17 protein-coding genes are annotated in these 21741 nt (G+C 70.0%); 11 read left to right on the top strand and 6 right to left on the bottom strand.

All coding sequences use genetic code 11. From position 1 onward, the window contains the following. Positions 1–4: 4 nt before the first annotated feature. Positions 5–448: a hypothetical protein gene (locus C475_RS04520; RefSeq protein WP_006882592.1), complete on the bottom strand. Its 444-nt coding sequence runs from the start codon at positions 446–448 to the stop codon at positions 5–7. Positions 449–613: 165 nt separating this feature from the next. On the opposite strand from C475_RS04520, the gene C475_RS04515 reads away from it, so the two are divergent. The 4 genes from C475_RS04515 (at position 614) to C475_RS04500 (ending at position 6276) form a co-directional block, all read left to right on the top strand. Then, positions 614–2242, top strand: a complete 1629-nt coding sequence (locus tag C475_RS04515) for a DUF255 domain-containing protein (RefSeq protein WP_006882591.1) — start codon at positions 614–616, stop codon at positions 2240–2242. Positions 2243–2373: 131 nt separating this feature from the next. Then, on the top strand, positions 2374–3177 hold the full coding sequence (locus tag C475_RS04510) for a TrmB family transcriptional regulator (RefSeq protein ID WP_006882590.1): 804 nt from the start codon (positions 2374–2376) through the stop codon (positions 3175–3177). Positions 3178–3268: 91 nt separating this feature from the next. Then, entirely contained in the window at positions 3269–4333 is a 1065-nt protein-coding gene (locus C475_RS04505; protein ID WP_006882589.1) for a metallophosphoesterase family protein, read from the top strand. Beyond that, positions 4330–6276 (top strand): ATP-binding protein, encoded by a 1947-nt coding sequence (locus tag C475_RS04500; RefSeq protein WP_006882588.1) that lies wholly within the window; start codon positions 4330–4332, stop codon positions 6274–6276. The genes C475_RS04505 and C475_RS04500 overlap by 4 nt, the downstream gene beginning before the upstream one ends. 31 nt (positions 6277–6307) lie before the next feature. Here the strand turns inward: C475_RS04500 and C475_RS04495 are convergent, their stop codons facing one another. Next, a complete protein-coding gene (locus C475_RS04495) occupies positions 6308–8173 on the bottom strand; it encodes an ATP-binding protein (RefSeq protein WP_006882587.1) in 1866 nt (621 codons plus the stop codon). A gap of 168 nt (positions 8174–8341) precedes the next feature. Between C475_RS04495 and gatD the strand changes: the two genes are divergently transcribed. The 3 genes from gatD to C475_RS04480 all read left to right on the top strand — a co-directional run bounded on the left by gatD (position 8342) and on the right by C475_RS04480 (position 11259). Then, entirely contained in the window at positions 8342–9595 is a 1254-nt protein-coding gene (gatD, locus tag C475_RS04490) for a Glu-tRNA(Gln) amidotransferase subunit GatD (RefSeq protein WP_006882586.1), read from the top strand. A 13-nt stretch (positions 9596–9608) separates the two neighbouring features. Further along, positions 9609–10556: a GNAT family N-acetyltransferase gene (locus tag C475_RS04485; protein ID WP_006882585.1), complete on the top strand. Its 948-nt coding sequence runs from the start codon at positions 9609–9611 to the stop codon at positions 10554–10556. Positions 10557–10668: 112 nt separating this feature from the next. Next, positions 10669–11259 carry a nucleotidyltransferase family protein gene (locus C475_RS04480; RefSeq protein WP_006882584.1) on the top strand — a complete coding sequence of 197 codons (591 nt, stop codon included), beginning with the start codon at positions 10669–10671 and terminating at the stop codon, positions 11257–11259. 34 nt (positions 11260–11293) lie between these two features. On the opposite strand, the gene C475_RS04475 is transcribed toward C475_RS04480, so the two are convergent. Beyond that, complete coding sequence (locus C475_RS04475; RefSeq protein ID WP_006882583.1) at positions 11294–12283, bottom strand: alanine dehydrogenase; 990 nt, start codon at positions 12281–12283, stop codon at positions 11294–11296. Positions 12284–13066: 783 nt separating this feature from the next. On the opposite strand from C475_RS04475, the gene C475_RS04470 reads away from it, so the two are divergent. After that, entirely contained in the window at positions 13067–13615 is a 549-nt protein-coding gene (locus tag C475_RS04470; RefSeq protein WP_006882582.1) for a universal stress protein, read from the top strand. Between the two features lie 308 nt (positions 13616–13923). Here the strand turns inward: C475_RS04470 and thsB are convergent, their stop codons facing one another. After that, complete coding sequence (thsB, locus tag C475_RS04465) at positions 13924–15579, bottom strand: thermosome subunit beta (protein ID WP_049930060.1); 1656 nt, start codon at positions 15577–15579, stop codon at positions 13924–13926. 241 nt (positions 15580–15820) lie between these two features. Continuing rightward, positions 15821–16210 carry a DUF7383 domain-containing protein gene (locus C475_RS04460; RefSeq protein WP_006882580.1) on the bottom strand — a complete coding sequence of 130 codons (390 nt, stop codon included), beginning with the start codon at positions 16208–16210 and terminating at the stop codon, positions 15821–15823. A 161-nt stretch (positions 16211–16371) separates the two neighbouring features. Here C475_RS04460 and C475_RS04455 point away from each other — a divergent pair, with 161 nt between their 5' ends. After that, positions 16372–17754, top strand: coding sequence for a hypothetical protein (locus C475_RS04455; protein WP_049930094.1), 1383 nt, complete (start codon positions 16372–16374; stop codon positions 17752–17754). A 630-nt stretch (positions 17755–18384) separates the two neighbouring features. On the opposite strand, the gene C475_RS04450 is transcribed toward C475_RS04455, so the two are convergent. Beyond that, positions 18385–19416 carry a Gfo/Idh/MocA family protein gene (locus C475_RS04450; RefSeq protein WP_006882577.1) on the bottom strand — a complete coding sequence of 344 codons (1032 nt, stop codon included), beginning with the start codon at positions 19414–19416 and terminating at the stop codon, positions 18385–18387. Positions 19417–19589: 173 nt separating this feature from the next. Here C475_RS04450 and hemL point away from each other — a divergent pair, with 173 nt between their 5' ends. Then, on the top strand, positions 19590–20930 hold the full coding sequence (hemL, locus tag C475_RS04445) for a glutamate-1-semialdehyde 2,1-aminomutase (protein WP_006882576.1): 1341 nt from the start codon (positions 19590–19592) through the stop codon (positions 20928–20930). Positions 20931–21065: 135 nt separating this feature from the next. After that, entirely contained in the window at positions 21066–21734 is a 669-nt protein-coding gene (locus tag C475_RS04440) for a DUF7344 domain-containing protein (protein WP_006882575.1), read from the top strand. The last annotated feature ends 7 nt before the right edge of the window (positions 21735–21741 follow it).

Below are 21741 nucleotides of genomic sequence, written 5' to 3'. Positions count from 1 at the left end.
CGCGTCACGTCGTCGGCTCGGACCGTCGAACGGCGACGGCTCCTCCGTCGCGGACCTCGATATCGACGGGAGCGGGCCGGGACCCGACCGCGACGACGGTCGCGCTGCTGGCCCGGCCCGTCTCCACTAAGACGTGATACTCCCCCGCGCGCTCGATCGAAACCACCTGTTCGCGCGTCGCGTCGGGGGCCACGTCGTAACAGTCCCGAAACACCGTCTCCTCCCACGCGTTCATCTCGGAGACTTCGACGAGGAGGCTCCGGGAGTCACCGGTCCGGTTCGTCAGTCGCACCGTCGTCGGGCTGTCGTCGGCGTCGCCGGACACGGTCGCGGGGTCGGACCCCGGCGTTCGCGGGTCCGAACAGCCCGCCTCGTTCGACCCCGAGACGGCCCCACACCCGGCCGTGACACTCGCCGCAACGACCGCGAGGTACGAGCGACGGTCCATCGGTCCCGATTCGCGTACCCGCCACAAAGTCATTTCGGTTGTCATTTACACCGGCCGTGGGGCTCCGGGACGACGCCGTACCGCCAGTCGACGGTCACGTGCCGGGCACGTCGACGGGAAGACCCGATCAGTGATCCCTTACAGGGCCGGGACCCTACCCGGGGTATGGACGATTCAGCGGACGCGACGAAAGTCGAGTGGCGCGAGTGGGGCGAGGACGCCTTCGCGACCGCCGAGCGGGCGGGCAAACCCGTCCTCCTGTCGCTGTGGGCGCCCTGGAGCGAGGACTGCCGGGAGATGGACGAGACGACCTACTCGGAGCCCCGCATCGCCGCCAACGTCAACGACGGGTTCGTCCCGGTACGGGTGAACGTCGACCGCCGGCCGCGCGTCCGCGACCGCTACAACATGGGCGGGTTCCCCTCGACCGTCTTCGCGACCCCCGACGGTGAGGTCATCACGGGCGCGACTTTCCTCGGGATCGACGGCTTCCGCGAGATACTCGACGCCGTCCGCCGGACCTGGGACGGCAAGGGCGCCGACGCGGGGTCGATCCCCCGACAACTCGGCGACGCTACTCCGCCGGCCGGCGAGCTGTCGGACCGCGCCGAGGAGCACATGGTCGAGCAGCTGCTCGCGGCCTACGACGAGGAGTTCGGCGGGTGGGGCACGGACGTGAAGTTCCCCCTCCCTCGCACCATCGAGTTCGCGCTGGTGCGGGCGCGCGACCAGGCGACCCGGACGCTCGAAGCCGTCCGGACGCGACTCGCCGACACCTACGACGGCGGCTTCTATCGGTTCTCGCACAACCGCAACTGGGCGTCGCCCCAGCGCGAGAAGCTCGTCGACGAGAACGCCGCGCTCGTGCGGGCGTTCGCCCACGGCTACCGCTACACCGGCGAGGACGCCTACCGCGAGACCGCCGAGGACACCGTGGAGTACCTGACGACGACCCTCTGGACCGGCGACGCCTTCGCGGCGAGCCAGGGCGGCGACGACGCCTACTACCGCCAGGAGGCGACCGAGCGCGAGGATTCGGATGCACCACCGGTCGACAGGACGGTCTTCGCCGGCCACAACGGCGTCGCCGTCGACGGCCTGCTCACGCTGGCCGCCTACACCGACGACGAGCGCGCCCGCCGCTACGCCGAGCGCGCCCGCGACCACGTCCTGGCCGAACTCGTCGGCGGGGACGGGAGCGTCGTTCACTTCGGCGACCCCGAGACCGGCGCGGTCGGCGAATCCGGGCTCCTCTCCTCGCAGGCGCGAGTCCTCTCGGGGTTGACCACGAGCGCGTCGGTGCTGGGCGAGCCCGGACCGATGAGGGCGGTCGCGGACTACGCGATCGACGAGTTGCAGGGCGATGCGGGCGCGTTCCGCGACGGTCCGACCGAGGGGGCGGGCCTGCTCGACCGTCCGCTGTACCCGCTGGACACCAACGTCGACGTCGCGGACGCGCTGGTCGAGACCTGGCTGCTGACCGACGACGACCGCTATCGGGCGGCCGCCGAGGACGCGCTGTCGGCGTTCGCCGGCGCGACCGACCGGATGGGCGTCGAGGTGGCGACCTACGCCTCCGCCGTCGCTCGGCTGCGCGACCCCCGCGTGGTCGCCGTGGGGAGCGAGGCCGGGAGCGACCTCCACCGCGCCGCGCTGCGGCTGGCCGACCACGAGACCGTCGTCGCGCCCGACGACGACCGCGCCGAGGACGGTCAAGCGGTCGTCCTCGCCGACGGCAAGCCCGAGGACCGCGCGAGCAGCCCCGGCGAACTCGAATCCATCCTGACGGGCTGACACCGGGGATCGACCCCCGGGGCCGGCGACCGGCGGGAGCGACGACACTGGCGGTCGAACGGGAAGCCGACACCGACGACCGGCATAAATTTACCCGTTGTTTTTTGTTTGCCCGGCGCGAGGGTGAGGTAATGGCGAGTTTGAGAGACCTGGGCCTCTCGGAGTACGAGGCGCGGGCCTACCGCGCCCTGCTGGAGGCGGGGGCAACGACGGCGAAGGAGCTCTCGCGGGCGAGCGACGTACCGATGGGCCGGATCTACGACGTGCTCAACAGCCTGGAGACACAGAGCCTGGCGCGCAGTCAGACGGCGAGCCGGCCGAAGAAGTACGTCGCCGTCGAATCGGACACGGCGCTGGACCGGTTGCTGGACAACAAGAAGCGCGAGCTCGACCAGCAGGCCGAGCAGTACGAGGACATCGTCGACGAGTTGACCGACGAACTCGACGGGACCGAGCCCGTCGAGGAACCGTTCTGGACGGCCAGCGTCGGGCCGCGCGAGGCGCTGGATCTCCTGGTCGAGCGGCTCACCGCGGCCGACGAACGGATCGTCGTCGTCGCGTCGGCGCCGGTCCAGCAGTTCGACATGGACGACGTGGCCGCCCGCGTCACCGCCGCGCTGGAGGACGCGCTGGAACGAGGGGTGTCGGTGTCGGTGTTGCTCACGCCGGAGATGGTCGATACGCTCCCGGGAGCGGTCGGCGAGCGCTACCGCGAGTCGCTCCAGCCCCACGACCACTTCGAGACGCGGACGAGCGCGAACGTCACCGGCACCTTCGAGATCGTCGACGACACCGAGGTCTGCATCGAGGTCCCCCATCCGCTCACCGAGGACGAGACGCTCGCGGTGATCGATCTCAAGGACCCCGAGTTCGCGGCCGACATCGCCGCCGAGTTCGCGCCCCGGTGGGAGGACGCTCGCGAGTTGCGGCTCTGAATCGGGTGGTATCGGTCGGCTACCGGCCGGATCCGCTTCTGTCGGGGCTGTAACCAATCCTTAAGTCGCTCGCCGCCGCGAGACGGGATACATGCGGCTACTGCACACCGCGGATCTCCACCTCGGGCGCGGCGGCGGGCGGTCGCTCGACGCGCTCGACGCCCTCCTGACCGCGGCCGAGCGCGAGGACGTCGACGCGCTGACCGTCGGCGGCGACTGCTTCGACGCCGCGACCGCCGCCGACGACCTGCGTCCGCAACTGCGCGAGCGGTTCACCGACAACGGCTTCGACGTGCTGGTCGTCCCCGGCAACCGCGACGCCGCGGTCTTCGACGGCAACGTCGAGTTCGGTCCGGACTTCCGGGCGCTCACGACCGATCCCGTCGAGGTGGCGACCGTCGGCGACGGCGAGGTCGTCGCCGTCCCTTCGTGCGAACGACTCGGCGAGGACCGCTTTTTCGACCTGCGCGAACGCGCCCACGACGAGGCCGTCCTCCTGTTGCACTGCACGCTCGACGCCGGGTTCGGTACCGGGGGGACCGGCGACGAGGCCGAGCCCACGCACTGTCCCGTCCAGACGGAGACGCTCGGCGAACTCGGCTACGAGTTCGTCCTCGCGGGCCACGTCCACAGCGAGCTCTACCAGCGGAAGCTCCCCAACGGCGGCCTCTTTATCTATCCCGGGTCCCCCGTCTCCCACTCCTGGGCCGAGACCGGCCGGCGCCACGCCGTCGTCGTCGACACCGACGACGCCAACGTCCAGCCGGTCGCGCTCGACACCTTCTACCGCGACCGTTTCGCGACGACCGTCGCGCCCGGCGACGCTTACGACGCCATCGACCGCGTCGAGGGGTGGGTCGACGGCCAGGAGACCGACCGCAGCGAACTCGAAGTCCGCGTCGACGGGTTCACCGAACTCGACGAATCGACCTTCGACGAGCGCCTGCACGCCGCCGCGGGCCCGGCGACCGTGGTCAACGAGACCCGCGGCGTCGCGGCCGTCCTCGACCACCCGATCTACGCCGACTTCGCCGACCGCCTCGACGACTTCGACCTCGACGAGTTCGACCGCGTCGGCGACCCCGAGGCGGTCGAGGAGCGGCTCGTCGAGACGCTGGCGGAACTGCTCGCGGCCGGCGAGGTGACCCACGCGTGAAGCTGCGCGAGGTCCACGTCGACCGCTACGGGCCGCTCCGGGAGACGCTCCAGCTCGGCGACGCTCACGTCGTCTACGGTCCCAACGAGTCCGGGAAGACGCTGCTCGTCGAGTCGCTGCTGCGGTCGCTGACGGGCGACCGCCGCGTCGCCGGTTCGCGGATCGACGAGCGCCCCGAGGGCCACGTCGTCCTCGACGGCGAGGGCGAGCGATACGAACTCGCGGACGGCGAGACGCTGCTCGACCGCTACGCCGAGCGATACAACTGCGAGCTGACGCCCGCGGAGTTCCGCAACGTGTTCGTCGTCCGCGACGGGGACCTGCGCGTGCTCGACGAGCAGGCCTTCTACCGCCGGGTCACCGACCGGATCGTCGGCATCTGGACCGGCGACATCGAGACGGTCCGCGAGCGAGTCCTCGAACGCGGTCGCCTCACGCCCGAGGGGTGGGACCTCTCGGCGAGCCACGACGACGCCGCCCAGCAACGCGACCTGGCGACGGCCCTGCTCGCCGACGTGGAGGCGTACCTCGACCGCGCCGACGCCGAGGGCCTCGACCGCGCCGAGGTGGCCTGCTACGAGGCCGCCCGCGAGCGGCGCGAGGCCGAAGCCGAGGTCGCGGCGCTGGAGGCCGCGAAGGCCCGCGAGGACTACGAGCAGCTGGTCAAGACGAAGGGGTCGCTGGAGCGCAGCCTCGACGAGCGCGCACAGCTCCCCGACGAGCGCGAACTCGACGAGCTGGCCGAGCGGCTCGACGACCTGCCGACCGGGAGCGAAGACGAGCTCCAGCGGCGCAAGACCTGGTACGGCCGGGCGACGCTCGCGGCGCTGCTCGCCGGCGTCGTCGCGGGCGCGGTGCCGCTGGGGCTGGGGATCCGCGAGCCGTCGCTGGTCGCCGCCGGCCCCGCCGCGTTCGGCGTCGTCGCGCTCGCCGGCCTCGCCGGCTACCGCTCGGCCAGCAACGCCGTCGTCCGGCTGGAACGCGGCCGGCAGGCGAGCGTCGAGCGGGCCTCCGAAGTCGGCATCGACGCCTACGACCCGCCGGCCGTTCGCGGCGCCATCGCCGACTACCGGGAGGAACACGACAACCACGCGGAAGTCATCCAGGGCAACACCGAGGTCCTGCGCCAGTGGCTCGACATCGACGCCGCGGAGCCGCGCGAAGTCGTCGCCGAAGCCGAGGACGCGCTGGAGGCCCGGCGAGCCGAGATCGACTTCGGCGCCGAGCGCGAGTTCACCGAGGAGATGCTCGAAGACGCCCGCGAGCGCGCCGAAGAAGCCGCCGAGCGGGAGGAGTACCGACGGGAACGGTTCCGAGAGCACCGCCGGCAGCTGGAGCGGTTCGGCGAGCGCGCCGGCGGCGTCCGCTTCGAGGCGTTCACCGGCGAGCCGCTCGACCTCACGGTCGCCAACCTCGGCGCGCTCGGGGACCTGGCCGACCGCCTGCGCGAGGTCGTCGACGCGATCGAGACCGACGCCGACGTCTCGCGGGCCGCGGCGACGGTGCTCGACCGGATGGCCGAATCGGAGAACGAGAAGATGACGACGCTGTTCGCCGACGGCGAGGCCGCCGACGTGTTCCGGCGGGTGACCGACGACCGCTACGTCGACGTGAGCCTGACCGACGACTCGCGGCTGGCCGTCGAGCTGGCGAGCGGCGAGCGGTTCTCGCCCGCGGAGCTCTCCCGCGGGACGCGCGACCAGCTGTATCTGGCCGTCCGGGTCGCGCTCGGTCGCCGGCTCATGGAGGGTCGCGACGGCTTCTTCCTGCTCGACGACGCGTTCCTGTCGGCCGACCCCGACCGGCTCGAACGGCAGGCCGAGGTACTGGGCGACCTCGTCGAGTCGGGCTGGCAGGTCGTGTACCTGACCTGCAAACCGGACGCCCGCGACGCGCTGGCCGAGCGGGCCGGCGCAGACGTGACGGAGCTGTCGTCGCTGTGACGGGGGGGTGAGCGCAGGCGCAGTCTGCCGCTCACTCGTGGTTCGTCAGGCACTTCGAGAGGCCGATCAACTCGACCGGCTCGGAGTTGTCCGGCGAGTAGACGACCTTCTGGCCCTTCTCCATGTAGGGGACCTTCTGCTCCAGATTCGCGGGGATGTTGACGGCGGAGATGGCGTCGTCGTCACCGAGATTGAGGACGACCGTCGAGTTGATCTGCTTGAAGACGGGATCGGCGATGTCCTGTGGGTCCTGGGTGATGAGAAAGAGGCCGAGGCGCTCCTTGCGGCCCTGTTTCGCTGCCTCCGTGAACTTGCCGATGATCTGCTCGCCCTGGACGCTGTCCACTTCGGAGAGGAAGTTGTGGGCCTCGTCGAGCCCGAGGACGAGCGGCGTGTTCTTGATGCGCTCGTGCTCGGGGTCGTTCGAGAGCTTCTGGTCGACGATCAGCGCGGCGAGGGCGAGGACCACAGTAACAGTAGTCCGGGAGTTGTTGATGTGGTAGGTCGGGACGACGGAGACCCCGCTCGCGCGGACGAACTCGTGGACGCGCTCGGTGATCGGGCGGGCGTCCTGGTCGAAGATGCCGTCGAACCCCAGCGCGCGCCGCTTGACCGCGTTGAAGGTGGCTTCGTGGACGCGGCCCGTCTCGTCGAGCTCCTCGCGCAGCGCCGGGTCGTCGAGGAACGTCTTGAACTGCTGGTAGGTGCCGTCGGCCCCGTAATCGCGGGAGAAGCGGTTGAGGAGGAGCTGGAGGGCGTTGTACTGGTTCCCGTTGAGGTTGGCGCCGGCGATGAGCCAGGGGTTGTCCTGGACCATCGAGAACGGGATGGTGAACTCGACCTGCTCGGCGCGGTGGTCGCCGGTGGCGTAGGTGGCCCCCTGGACCTTCGGGACGAAGGCGATGGTGTCGTCGACGCCCCCGTAGGCGATGCCCTCCCGCTCCAGGCGGCGGGCGAACGCGTCGTCGAGGTCGGGGTTGTCGTCGTGCATCTGGGCGTACTCGTCCTGGGGGTCGAACATGACGAGTCCGGGTGACACGTCCCGCGAGCCGTCCTCGACGGGGTAGGTCCGGTCGTCGGCGAGGTACTGCCGGAGGACGTTCTTGGCGCTGTGGGTCTTGCCCGACCCCGTCCCACCGGCGACGAGCGTGTGGCGAAAGACGAGCGGGTCGCCGTCCTCGTAGTCGTCTTTCAGCCGGTAGTCGATGTGGGGCGGCTCGGCGGCGGTCTCGACCTTTTCGCCGCCGACGGAGAGGTGGCCGAGGAAGACGCCGTCCTCGGGGATCTTGAGGCCGGTCTTGATCTCGGACTTGTCGGTCGCCTCGCGGACGACCGTCTCGGGTTTCGGCACGCGGTCGGTCATCCGCCGCTTGAGGTCGTCGCCCTCCGAATAGAGGACCGCGACGGGGTCGAGCGTCGCGACGAACTTGAAGTCCTGTTCGTCGATGTCGCCCCGGCGCATCGCGCGGCGGGCGTGGATCTCGGTGGCGTCGTCGGCGCGGAACTCCTGTGCGTACTCCAGGGCGGTGATCCGACAGAACAGCCGTTCCTCGTCCTGATAGGGGACGAGCAGGTACTTGCCGATGCGCACGTCCGAGCGGTTCTCGACGGTGACGTACGCCCGGAGTTCCGTCTCCTCGCCGTCTTCGCTGATCCGGAGCCCCTCCGTCGCCGAGACGACGCCGACGCCCCGGTCCTCCCCGGCGGGCGTCACGTCCATCGCCTCGAAGTCGTCGTCGGCCTCGTCCGCGTCGAACGTGTCGACCGCCGTCGAGTCGGACGCCGAGCCGTCGCCGTCGGCGCCAGCGTCGACCTCCGCGGCCGTCGCGTCGGCCGCGTCGTCGCCCTCGCCGTCGTCGCTCCCGTCGAAATCAGTGAAATCCCCGAGATCGGACATACCCGCCACCTCGTACTGCGGGGCCATGGGTGTTGCGCCACCAGCTTGTTCCCGGCCGGGCCTCCGCCCGATGTCGTGCGCTTGCGGGGACGCCACCGCGAGGGGCGCGGCGACGAGCCGTCCGGTCGAACGAGTGGATTCAAGTCCGCCGCGGCGGAACCGACTCCCATGAACGCCGGAGACCGCGTCCGCGTGGACCGCGCGGACGAGACATACGAGGGCGTGCTCCTGCCCTCGACGACGGGCGAACACCTGGTCGTCAAACTGGACGGAGGGTACAACGTCGGCGTCGAGCGGAGCGAGGCCGACGTGGAAGTGCTCGAATCGGACGTCTACGACGTGGAGTCGGCCCAGGCCGACAGCGATGGGTCGACCATCGAGTTCGACGACGACCTGCCGACGGTGTCGCTCATCTCGACCGGCGGGACCATCGCCTCGACCGTCGACTACCGGACGGGCGCCGTCACCGCGCAGTTCGACGCCGAGGACGTGCTGCGGGCGGTCCCGGACCTGGCCGGTCGCGCCAACTACCGCGGGCGCGTCGTCGCGAACATCCTCTCGGAGAACATGACGCCCGAGGTGTGGGGGGACCTCGCCGAGGCGGTCTACGAGGAGATCGAGGCCGGTGCCGACGGCGTCGTCGTCATGCACGGCACCGACACGATGCAGTTCACCGCCGCGGCGATGGCCTTCATGCTCGATACGCCCGTTCCCATCGTCTTCACCGGGAGCCAGCGCTCGGCGGACCGGCCGTCCTCGGACAACGTCATGAACGCCGTCTCAGCCGTCGAGGCGGCCAAATCCGACTGTGCCGAGGTGCTGATCTGCATGCACGAAAACGAGTCCGACGACCGCTGTGCGCTCCACCGCGGGGTGCGCGCCCGGAAGAACCACACCTCCCGCCGGGACGCCTTCGAGACCGTCGGCGCGGAGCCGCTCGGGGTCGTCGACTACGATATCGACGGGGAGACGGCGGTCTCGTTCCGCCGCGAGTACCGCGAGCGCGACGCGGTCGACCTGGACATCGACCCCGACCTCGAAACCGACGTGGACCTGCTGAAGTTCACCCCCAGCACCGACCCCGCATTCCTCGACGCCCTCGAAGGTAAATCGGGCGTCGTACTGGAGGGCACGGGGCTGGGCCACGTCCACACCGACTGGATCCCCCGCATCGAGCAGTTGGTCGACGACGGGACGACGGTCGTGATGACGAGCCAGTGTCTCGAAGGCCGGGTGTGCGACCGGGTGTACGACACCGGTCGGGACCTGCTGGAGGCGGGCATCGTCGAGGGCGAGGACACGCTGCCGGGCACGGCGAAGGTCAAGCTGATGTGGGCGCTGGCGAACGTCGAGAGCGTCGAGGAGGCCATGTCAACGTCGCTGGCCGGCGAGATCCAGGAGCGGTCGGTCCCGTGGATCTGACGGGGACGACTCGATGACGATGGAGGTCCGACAGGCTCGTGCCGAGGACCACGAGGACGTCGTCGCCTTTACCAGCGACACGTGGAGCGACCGCTTCGACCGCGGCGACTACATCCCCGAGGTGTTCCCGGAGTGGGTCGAGACCGACGGCCCGGACCAGCACACGGTCGTCGCCGAGGCCGAGGACGGCCGCGCTATCGGTGTCTGTCAGGTCGTCGCGTTGTCGGCCCACGAGACGTGGGCTCAGGGGATGCGCGTGGCCGACGACGCCCGGGCGAAGGGGGTCGCCGAGGCGATGAACGACGCCTGCTTCGCGTGGGCGCGCGACCGCGGCGCGACGGTCTGTCGCAACATGGTCTTCTCGTGGAACGCGCCGGGGCTCGGCGCCGCCCGCGGGGTGGGGTACGACCCCGCCGCGGAGTTCCGGTGGGCCCACCCCGACCCGGACGCGGACGCCCGTGCGGACGCCAACGGCGCGGGCGGGCTGGAGGCGATCTCCGACCCGGACGCGGCCTGGAGCTACTGGCAGCGCAGCGACGCGGCCGAAGAACTCGTCGGCCTGACGCTCGACCCCGCCGAATCGTGGGCGCTCTCGGAAGCGACCCGCGAGCGGTTCCGCACCGCCGCCGACGAGCGACGGGCGTTCGCGGTGCAGGGGAACGACGGCACGCACGGCGCCGCCGTCCGGACCCGGGAGTACGAACGCGAGAGCGGGGGCGACGACGGGGACGGAGCGAGCGAGCGGTGGGTCGAGTACGGCGTCGGCGCCTGGGACGACGTCCACGCCGCCCAGACGCTCTTTGCGGCCCTCGCCCGCGACGCGGCCGATCTGGGCGCCGACCGAACGCGAGTCCTGATCCCCGAGACGCCGCGCCACGTCTCCGACGCCGCCTACGCCGGTATCGCCGTCTCGGAGAACCCCGACTTCGTCATGGCCGCCGACCTGACCGGGACGGACTGAACCGGACGGGGACCTCGACACGTCTAGCACCGACTGGCTCGGAGTCGGGCGGAGCGCGTATCGTCGCCTCCGCTGCGGTAGAGACTTGCCGAACCCCACCGTAGACGGCGGCGTGACCGCCGACTCGACCGTCGCGGGCGTGCTACTGGCCGCGGGCGACAGCGACCGCTTCGGCGAGCGGAACAAACTGCTGGCCACGCTCGACGGCGAGCCGCTGGTCCGACGGGCGGCGCGAACGCTTACCGACGCCGAGATCGGCCCGGTCGCGGCTGTCATCGACCCAGAATCGCCGACTGTCGGCGACGCGCTCGCCGGGCTCGACATCGCGGTCGTCGAGAACCCCGACACGACCGCTGGCCAGGCGACCTCGGTCCGCCGCGGCGTCGCGTGGGCGCGCGAGCGGGCCGACGCGGTCGTCTTCGCGCTCGGGGACATGCCCCGGGTCGCTCCCGAGAGCGTGGACCGGCTCGTCGGAGCCTACCGAGACGGCCGCGGATCCGCGCTCGCGGCGGGATGCGAGGGCCGGCGCGGCAATCCCGTCCTCTTCGACGGTCGGCACTTCGACGCGCTCGCGGCGGTCGAAGGCGACACCGGCGGCCGCGCCGTCTTCGAGAACGCCGACGACGCCGCGGTCGTCGAGACGGGTGATCCGGGCGTCCGAGTCGACGTGGACACGCCGGGAGACCTCGACGGACTGCGCTGAACCGGTCCGCCAGTGCGAACGACGGGCCGTCCGCTCAGAGCACGTCGGTGTCGACCAGTGAGACGGGGTCGCCCACTCCGTGCTCGGTCGCGTACTCGTAGACGACGTGGCTGGCGGCCACGTCCTGGACGGCCAGGCCGGTCGAGTCGAACACCGTCACGCCGGTCTCGGGCGTCCGCCCGGGTTTCTCCCCGACGATCACTTCGCCGAGTTCGCCGTGGATGTCGTCGTCGGAGAGGACCCCCTCGCTCCAGGGGACGTTGATCTCGCCGGAGTGGGTACACTGCTCGTAGTCGTCGATGACGAGCGTGGCGTCGAGGAGGACCTCGTCGGCAATCTCGTGTTTGCCGGCGGCGTCGGCGCCGATGGCGTTGATATGGGTGTGGTCGCCGACTTCGTGGACGATCGGCTCCTCGACCGGCGTCACCGTCGAGAGGACGTCACACTGGGCAGCCTCTGCGATGGTTCCGCCGCGCACGTCGAAGCGGTCGTCGAACGCCTCGACGAACTCGGCGACCCGCTCCTCGTCGTTGTCGGCGACGACGACCGCCTCGATGGGACGGACGGTCGCGATCGCTTCGAGTTGCGCGTACGACTGGACGCCGGCGCCGACGACCCCCATCGTTCGGGCGTGCTCGACGGCGAGGTGGTTGGTCGCGACGGCCGCGGCGGCGCCGGTGCGTTTGCGGGTGATCGTCGTCCCGTCGAGCAGCGCCAGCGGGAAGGCCGTCTCGGGGTCGGAGTAGACGACGGTGCCCATCACCGTCGGCAGGTCGTGGTCCTCGGGGTTGTCCGGGTGGACGTTGACCCACTTGACCGCCGCCGCGTCCCACTCGCCGGCGTCGAGATAGGCGGGCATCGACCGGAAGTCGCCGTTGTACTGCGGCAAGTCGATGTAGGACTTGGCGGGCATCTGCGCGTCGCCGCGAGCGTCGGCGACGAAGGCGTCTTCGACCGCCGACACCACCGCCGACATCTCCGCGGCTTCCTCGACGGCGTCGGGGTCCAACAGTAGCGTCTGCATACCCGATATACCCCGGCCGCACACTTAGAGGTTCGACCGAAACGGACGATGCATTCGGTTCGTGTGTGAGTGTATCGGTAGTTTCGGGGTGATGAGTCTCGGAATGAAGTCGAACGGCAGCGACTGCACTCACCGGGGACAGCAGGCGATGAAAGCCCTCGCCGCGCTCGCGGTCGCTGAGCGACATATCCGCGCTCTCCGCACCGCTCACGCGGATAGGGGTCGCTCAGGCGACTGAACTGCACGCGAGCACGCCTCGCCCTTTCAGTCCACCAGGAACCGTACCCGCCCCACACAGCGACCGCAGACGGCCACAAGCCTCCCCAACCGATTTCTTCGCTCGTTGTGGTCGCTCAGTCATCCACTGTCAGAGCACGCTCTGACAAGCCTTCGGTCACACCTTCACGAAGACAGCGAGGGACCGGAGGTCCCTCGGGCTATGCGGGCGACGCTCGGGTCGCCCGCAGACCTCGCACGATGCTGTCGCGTCTGGCGAGAGCGAAGCTCTCGCTGACCCTCGTTCGCTTCACTCACGAGGAACACGAGAGCCGCGACAGCGCGCGCCACGGTGGATTGTACATCCGTCATCTTCACTGAGCATCCGGCGCCGAAGGCGCCGGTTCACGGGACCGAACGCAGTGAGGTCCCGCTTTTTCACCCATGTTTTTGCGTCCGGGGGTTCCCGCAGGTCGCCGCAGGCGACCGAGGAAACCCCCGGCGGAAAAAGATGGTGCGCAACAGTTTTCACGCTACTTGCTGTATGTTAACATTGGTGTCACACCCATGTACACAGTCCTGCTGCCGGTCGACATGGCCGAATCCCGAGCGACGGCGCAGGTAGAGACGGCGATCGGGCTCCCGAACGCGAACGAGGACGTGGACGTGAAGCTCCTGCACGTGTTCCGCGAGGCCGACCGGGCCGAGGAGGCGTCGCCGCTGCAGCTCAGAGCCGGCGAGCACGCGTACGAACGACTGGAGGAAGCCGGCCTCTCGGTCGAACCGGTCACGCGATACGGCGACCCGGCGTCGGGCATCCTGGAGGCGGCCGCCGACTACGACGCCGACATGATCCTGCTCGGCGGGCGCAAGCGGTCGCCGCTCGGGTCTGTGCTGTTCGGCAGCGTCAGCCAGGAGGTGACGCTCGACGCCGAGCGGCCGGTGGTCGTCACCGGCGACCGCGAGCAACAGCACATCCCGAGCCACCGCTGTCAGAGCTGCGGCGAGGAGTACTACACCGACGACGACCTCGAGATCCCCTCGTGTCGCAACTGCGGCGGCACGAAGGTCGAACGCGTCGGCGAACAGTCGGAGGAGCCGGCGCCGACGGCGTGACTGGTCGGGCGAAAGCGAGAGAAGGTAATCGACGGGCGATCCAGCGGTCGACGGGTACGCATCCGCGCGCCGCAGGCGCGCGGTTCACCGAACTCGCACAGAGCGCGAGTTCGGCTGTTCCCCCAAGTTTTTGTTGAGAGGGGTCCCGCAGCGAGCGGAGCGAGCGAGGAACCCCCCTCAGCAAAAAGTGGGCTTGCCTCGCGGGTCACTGCCTGCGAGGCGGCGGAGCCGCCTCGACTTCGCGGCGCTTCGCGCGGCGCGTTCCCTGCTCGGCTTTCAGCGGTCTCTCACTTCGTTCGAGCCCGCTCTCACATCATGCCGCCCATACCGCCGCCCATGCCGCCCATGCCGCCGGGCGCGCCACCGGGGCCGCCGGGGCCGCCCTCGTCGCCGCCCTCGGTCGAGAGGTCGCCAGCGGCGATGATGTCGTCGATCTTCATGACGAGGTTCGCGGCCTCGGAGGCCGAGGAGACGGCCTGCTCCTTGGCGTGGGCCGGCTCGACGACGCCGGCCTCGAAGGTGTCGACCACGTCGCCCGAGTGGACGTTCAGGCCGGCGTGCTCGTCGCCGTCCTCGTGGGCGGCGCGCAGGTCGACCAGCGTGTCGATGGAGTCCAGGCCGGCGTTCTCGGCGAGCACGCGCGGGACGAGCTCGAGCGAGTCGGCGAAGGCCTCGACGGCGAGCTGCTCGCGGCCGGAAACGGAGTCGGCGTAGTCGCGGACGCGGCCGGCGAGTTCGACCTCGGTGGCGCCGCCGCCCGCGAGGACGCGGCCGTCGGCGACGGTGGAGGCGACGACGTCGAGCGCGTCGTTGATGCCGCGCTCGAGCTCGTCGACGACGTGGTTGGTCGAGCCGCGCAGCAGCAGCGTCGCGCCGTGGCCGCTCCCCTCGACGTAGAACAGCTCGTCGTCCTCGTCGCGGGTGACTTTGCCCTCGGTCACGTCCTCGGCGGAGACGGAGTCGATGTCCGAGACGATGCGCGCTTCGAGAATCTCGGAGACGAACTCGATGTCCGACTTCTTGACGCGGCGGACGGCGAGGATGCCCTCCTTGGCGAGGTAGTGCTGGGCCATGTCGTCGATGCCCTTCTGGCAGAAGACGACGTTGGCGCCCGAATCCTTGATCGTCTGGACCATCTCCTGGAGGCGCTGTTCCTCCTGCTCGATGAAGTCCTGGAGCTGGTCGGGGCTGTCGAGGTTGAGCTGGGCGTCCGTCTCGGTCTCCTCGACCTCGATGGGGGTGTCCAGCAGGAGAACGTTGGCGTCCTCGACGGTGCTGGGCATGTCGCTGTGGACGGCGTCCTTGTCGATGATGCCGCCGGTCAAGAGATCCGACTCGGAGACGGACCGACCCGTCTGGGTCTGGAGCTTGAGGAACTGCAGGTCCGGGACGTGGCTGCCGTCCTCGGCCTCGACGGTGACCGCCTGGATGGCCTCGACGACCAGGTCGACGAGCACGTCCTTGTTGAGCTCGGCGCCCTTGCCGGTCATGGAGGTCTCGGCGACGCTCTCGAGGATCTCCTCGTCGCTCGGGTCGACGGAGGTGGCGATCTCCCCGATCTCCTTTTTGGCCTCCTTGCTGGCCATGTTGAACCCGCGGATGATCGAGGTCGGGTGGATGTCCTGCTCGAGGAGGTCCTCGGCGTTCTTGAGGAGCTCGCCCGCGATGGCGACCGCGGTCGTCGTGCCGTCACCGGCCTCGTCCTCCTGGGCCTCGGCGACCTCGACGATCATCTCGGCCGTCGGGTTGTCGATGTCCATCTCGGTGAGGATGGTCACGCCGTCGTTCGTGACCGTTACGTCGCCGAGCGAGTCGACGAGCATCTTGTCCATCCCCTTCGGCCCGAGTGTGGAGCGGACCGACTCGGCGACCGCGCGCGCCGCCGAGATGTTGTGGCTCTGCGCGTCTTTATCCTTCATGCGCTGGGAGTCCTCGCCCAGAATGATCATGGGCTGACCCTGCATTCGCTGCTGACTCATGTTCAACCGAGAGTATGAATGTGCTTCTATATAAATGTGGGTGTTCGAGGACTATCAGCGGTCCTCGGGTAGCCGCGCTGTATCACCGGATAACCGCCATATGGCGCCCGCTACCCGTTTCGAGTATGCCAGGCGTTACCAACGTCAGCACAGCGAGAATACTGGGGTTTATACCATAACCGGTTCGACCGGGGCGCGACGACGCTCTCGAACGCGCCGCGACGCCTCAGACCGGTTCCTTCCAGTGGACGACGACGACGCCGACGACGAACGCGTCAGTGGTGTCGGTATCGCGCTCGAATTTGATGGTGTTCTCGCCCTCGACGAGGTCGATGCCGGAGAGGGTGTCCATCCACTGCTGCCAGCCGTCCCGTGGCGGGATGTCGAACCCGGAGAGCGCGGTGCCGTTGACCCGGATCTCGTGGCCGTACTCCTCGACGTCGTACGCCTGGAGTTCGAGGTAGGCGTCGGTGGCCTCGTCGGTCGGGGCCTCGAAGGTCAACTCGTCGGTCTCGTCGCCGACGAACTCGGCCCACGGCACCGCGAGGCTCTCCTCGTTCTGACCGAGATGTTGCTGGAACGGAACGAGCGCGTAGTTGGGGCGGCGGTCTCCCATACCGGACAGTGGTCGTCAATCAAGTTATATTTCGGGTCGGCCGACCGGCGACGGGTCCGACTACCGACCCGCCGGTCGGTAGGTGCCCGGCCCACCGTCGGCGGCCACAGGCGAACGTGTTCGACCACAACCCGACGAGTTCGGCGGTCGTACGGTCGGGTATGAGCGCGATCCCGGGCGAGGTCGACACCGACCGCCAGCCCCCGATGACGGTGCCGCTCCGGCACTTTCTCGTGGGACTGGCGCTGCTGCTCGCCGGCGGCGTCGCGGGCGTCCTCGACGCCGTCGGCCTGCTGTCGGGCGTGTCGGTGCTAGCGCACCTCCACCTGCTGCTGGCGGGGTGGGTCTGCGTGACGATCATGGGCGCGATGGTCCAGTTCGTCCCCGTCTGGTCGAACGTCGCGTTGCACTCGCGACGGCTGGCGACCGTCCAGCTATGGCTCGTCGCGGTCGGGGTCGGCGGGATGGCCGCGGCCTTCGCGACGGGCGCGCTCGGCTGGGTCCACGCCTTCGGTGGCCTCGCTCTCCTGGGGTTCTGGACGTTCGTCTACAACGTCGGCCGGACCCTCCTCGACGCCCGGCCGTGGGGCGTGACCGAACGGCACTTCGCGTTCGCGCTGGCCTGCTTCGCCGCCGTCCCCGCGATGGGGTTCGCCCTCGCGATGGACTACTCGATGCCCTTCCTCGCCGCCTCGCCGGTCGCCCGGTACCGGTTGGTCGGCGCCCACGCCACGCTGGCCGTCTTCGGCGCCGTCCTCACGACGGTCCTGGGCGCGCTCTACCAGCTCGCCACGATGTTCACCCAGACGGAGCTGCACGGCGTCGACGTCCATCTCCGGCGATTCGAGGAAGCGGGCTATCCGGTCGGTGTCGTCGCGCTCGCGACCGGGCGGCTGCTCGGGTCGGCGCCGCTGGCACGTGTCGGCGGCCTCCTCGTCGCCGTCGCCCTGGGTGGCTTCGCGGTCGTCCTCGCGCGCAGGCTCGTCGAGACCGCCGTCGAGCGGACGCCGATGCTCTCGCGGTACGCCGTCGCCGCCGTCGCGATGGCCGCGTGGGCGCTGTTCACCGGCCGGGCCTGGTTGGTCGACCCGCTCGCCCGGTCGGCCCTGCTCGGCGGCGGCCCGCCCCACCTGCTCGTCTTCGGCGTCGTCGGCTTCGTCGTCCTCGGGACGCTGTACCACGTCGTCCCGTTCATCGTCTGGGTCCACCGCTACAGCGACCGCCTGGGGTACGAGCCCGTCCCGATGATCGACGACCTGTACGACGACCGTGTCGCGACGGCGGACTTCGTCTGCGTCACCCTCGGCGCGACCGGGCTCGTCCTCGCGAGCGCCCTCGGTCTCCCCACCGCCGTCACGGCCGTCTCCGGCGCGCTCGCGACCGTCGGCTTCGCGCTGTTCGCGACGAACGTGCTCTTGGTCGTCCGCGAACACAGCCCCCGGCCGCTCCGGGCCGTCCTCGTCTCACGGCTGGGCGACGGCGGTGAGCCGACTGGCGACTCCGCAGGTGACGGTCCCGGTACCGCCGAGGACACCGTGCGCTGAGATCCGTGCGAGAGACACCGGGGATCAGTCGACAGCAGGAGATCGCAGGCGATGAAAGCCCTCGGCGCGCTCGCTTGGAGTTGGATCGACCGCATTCGACAGTGAACGGTGAAAGCCCTCGACGCGCTCGCTCACGGGTCGTTGCACTCCCCGTTCGCATGTCGAGGCGCTCGCTTCGCTCGCGCCTCGCACTCGCGGTCGCTGAGCGGGATATCCTCGCGGCCTTGCGGCCGCTTCGGATAGTCGCCCGCTCAGGCGACTAAACAGGCGCGAGCGCGTCTCGCCCTATCAGTCCACCAGGAGAGCTTGCTCTCCTGGGCCTGCGCTCACATGGTTCGCGCAGACACCAGGGACAGCAACCGCCCAGCACCGCAGACGGCCTCATACCCCCCCAGCCGATTGCGCTCCGCGGGCCTGCGGCGTGCGGTGCTCATCCACTGTCAGAGCAAGCTCTGACAAGCCCTCGCTCACACGGTTCGCGAGGACCTCGCGCGGCTATTTCGAGCGGCCCGCCAGGAGGCGGGCACGCTCACGGCAGAGCCGTTCGCATCGAGGCGCTCCGAAGTCGCGCCTCGCAACGCTCGACAGCACGCGCCATATGAGTGGGGCGGACGGCCGTGTACGATGGGGTTACCCCCCGTACTCCTCGCGCGCGTTCGCGACGAGTTCGGTCACGTCGACGGTCTCGCCGGAGTCGCGGGCGCGGTAGGCGGCCTCGGTCAGCGCGGTGACTCGCAGCCCAAACTCCGGCGGAACGGGGTTGTCGCGCCGGCCTTCGACGGCGTCGAGGAACGCGACGACTTTCTTCGTGGTCTGCTCGGCGTACGTGCCGGCGTCGAACTCGCGGTGGTCGGGTTCGCCGCCGGAGCCGTCGAAGACGGTGAGCCCCGCGTGGCCGAACTGGAGGTGGCCGTCCGTGCCCCAGAGCACGAGCGACTCCTCGAAGCCGGTGCCGTCGCCGCTGACGCCGACGCTCGCAGTGATCGGGCCGCCGGGCCCGTCGAGCGTCGCCGACAGCGCGGTGTTGATATCGACGGCGTGGTCGCGGTCGTCCATCACGGCGGCGACCTCGCGGGCCCGCGAATCGGTGGTCCACAGCAACGCGTCGAGCAGGTGCGAGCCGGAGTCGCTGAGCTGGCCGCCGCCCGAGAGCGCGGGATCGACGCGCCAGGTGCCTCGGGTCCCGGAGATCCAGTCCTGGGCGAGATAGCAGGCGGCCATGTGTACGTCGCCGATGTCGCCCCCGAGGACGGTCTCGCGGACGGCCCGGTAGCCCGGGTGGAGGTGCCGTTGATAGCCGATCTGGAGGAGCGCGTCGCTCTGGCGGGCGCGGTTCACGAGGTCGACGGCCTGGCCCGTTTCGGTGACCATCGGCTTCTCCAGCAGCACGTCGAGCCCGCGCTCCAGGCAGGCGACGGTCTGCTCGTAGTGGAGGGTGTGAGGCGTGACGACGGTGACGGCGTCGATCGCCTCGGAATCGAGCATCGCCTCGTAGTCGGCGTAGACGGGGGCGTCGTACTCCGCGGCGAAGGCCTCGCGGGCGTTGGCGGCCACGTCGGAGCCAGCGACGACCGTCACGCCGGCGTTGGGGTGGGCGGTCACGCCGTCGAGTTGCATCCGTCCGAGGTCGCCGAGGCCGATCGCCGCGAGTCGCGTGGTCATGCGGTGTGTCACCGCGTGTTGAGCCAAGAAACTACCGGACGCGGAACCACGGGCGGGTTACGGCGGGACGGTCGGCCACCGGAACGAACGGATTCGGCCGCGGGACGGAGCCCAAACCGGAAGCGTGGGTGCACCTCGGTACGCCTTTGGGCGACGAGCGAGAAGCGGGGGGTATGAACCACGACCGGTCACGGGACCTCTACGATCGCGCGCTGTCGGTCATGCCCGGCGGCGTCAACTCCTCGGTGCGGGCCGCAATCGAGCCCTACCCGTTCTTCGTCGAACGCGGCGACGGCGGCCACGTGATCGACGCCGACGGCAACCGCTACATCGACTGGGTGATGGGCCTCGGCCCCCTCCTCTACGGCCACGACCTCCCCCAGCCCGTCGAGTCGGCGATCCAGTCGCGGGTCAGCGAGGGCCCGATGTTCGGCGCGCCGACCGAGATCGAGGTCGAACACGCGGAGTTCGTCACGCGGCACGTCCCCAGCGTCGAGTCCATCCGGTTCGTCAACTCCGGCACCGAAGCGACGGTGTCGGCCTGCCGGCTCGCCCGCGCCGCGACCGGCCGCGACAAGATCGTCGTCATGCAGGGCGGCTACCACGGCGCCCAGGAGACCACCCTCGTCGAGGGGGAGTACGACGACGTGGAACCCTCCAGTCCGGGCATCCCCGAGAGCTTCGCCGAGCACACGCTCGCGGTGCCGTTCAACGACGAGGAAGCGGCCCACCGCGTCTTCGAGGACCACGGCGAGGACATCGCGGCCGTCATGGTCGAGCCCATCCTCGCCAACATGGGCATCGTCACACCGGTCGACGGCTACCACGAGACGCTGCGCGACCTCACCGAGGACAGCGGCGCCCTGCTGATCTTCGACGAGGTGATCACGGGCTTCCGGATCGGCGGCCTCCAGTGCGCCCAGGGGAAGTTCGGTATCGACCCGGACATCACGACCTTCGGCAAGCTCATCGGCGGCGGCTTCCCCGTCGGTGCCATCGGCGGCCGCTCGGAGCTGATCGAGCAGTTCACCCCCTCCGGCGAGGTGTTCCAGGCCGGCACCTTCTCGGGCCACCCCGTCACGATGGCCGCCGGCCTCGAATCGCTGCGCTACGCCGCCGAACACGACGTTCACGACCACATCAACGACCTGGGCGAGCGGCTCCGGACCGGTCTTCAGGAGATCGTCGCGGACCAGGCACCCGAGTACACCGTCGCCGGCACCGAAGGGATCTTCAAGGTCCTGTTCACCCGTGACGCCCCCGAAACCTTCGAGGGCCACTGCGAGGGCGGCTGCTCCCAGCGCCCCGACTGCCCGCGCTTCGAGCACTGTCCGAAAAACGCCGCCGACGTGGCCGCGGGCCAGACCGACCGCTGGCGGCGCGTCTTCTGGGAGGAGATGAGCGAGCAGGGCGTGTTCCTCGCGCAGAACCAGTACGAGTCCCAGTTCGTCACCCACGCCCACACCGACGACGACGTCGAGGAGACGCTCGAAGCGTACAAGCAAGCGCTGTAGCGCCACGCCGCCCAGCGTTTTGATACCGGAACGAAACCATCGGATCGCAGGATCGCAACTGAACAGAGCGATGTAGTATCATCAGTTGAAAGACCTGGGAACTGTTTATCAGGGAGCCGGACGGGGAGCTACACGATGGGCGTCCCCACGGCGTCGCCGGCCGTACTGGACGCGCTGGCCGACGCGACGAGGCGGGCGGTACTCGCCGAACTGGTCGACAGCGGCGCGACCGCGACCGTGGGAGAGCTGGCGGCGACGCTCGCCGAACGCCCGGCCAACACGGACTCCGCGGCCGCGGGCCCCGACGCGACGGCCCACCGAACGGACCTGCAAACCGCCCTGTACCACGTCCACTTGCCGACCCTCGCGGAGGCGGGTGGGATCACCTTCGACCCCGAGACCGGACTGGTCGCGGCCCCCTCGGACACTCCCTTCGACCGCGAGTGGGCCGCCCGACTCGTCGCCGACCAGCCCGACGCGGCCTACGACGCGACGCTCGCCGCGCTGGCCAGCGAGCGCCGGCAGGTCGTCCTCCACGAACTGATCGCCGACGGGCCCGCCAGCGACCGCGACCTGGCCGCCGCCGTGGCCGCTCGCGAGCGCGGCGTCGACCCGACCGCGGTGCCCGCCTCCGTCGCCGAGATCGTCGAACTCTCCCTGGTCCACTCTCACCTGCCGACGCTGGTCGAGGCCGGCTTCCTCACCCGTCAGCCGGACGGAACCCTCGCCGCCGCGTCGATGCCCTGGCGGTCGGACCCCTGGGTCGCCGCGAGTCCCATGGCCTCGTGGGCCGTCCCCGAGTGAACGCCGA

Origin of the sequence: Halosimplex carlsbadense 2-9-1 (assembly GCF_000337455.1) — an archaeon.
In the GTDB taxonomy this organism is placed as follows: Archaea; Halobacteriota; Halobacteria; order Halobacteriales; family Haloarculaceae; genus Halosimplex; species Halosimplex carlsbadense.
The sequence above is the reverse complement of the archived record's forward strand: the minus strand, read 5'-3'. Positions and strand labels throughout refer to the sequence as shown.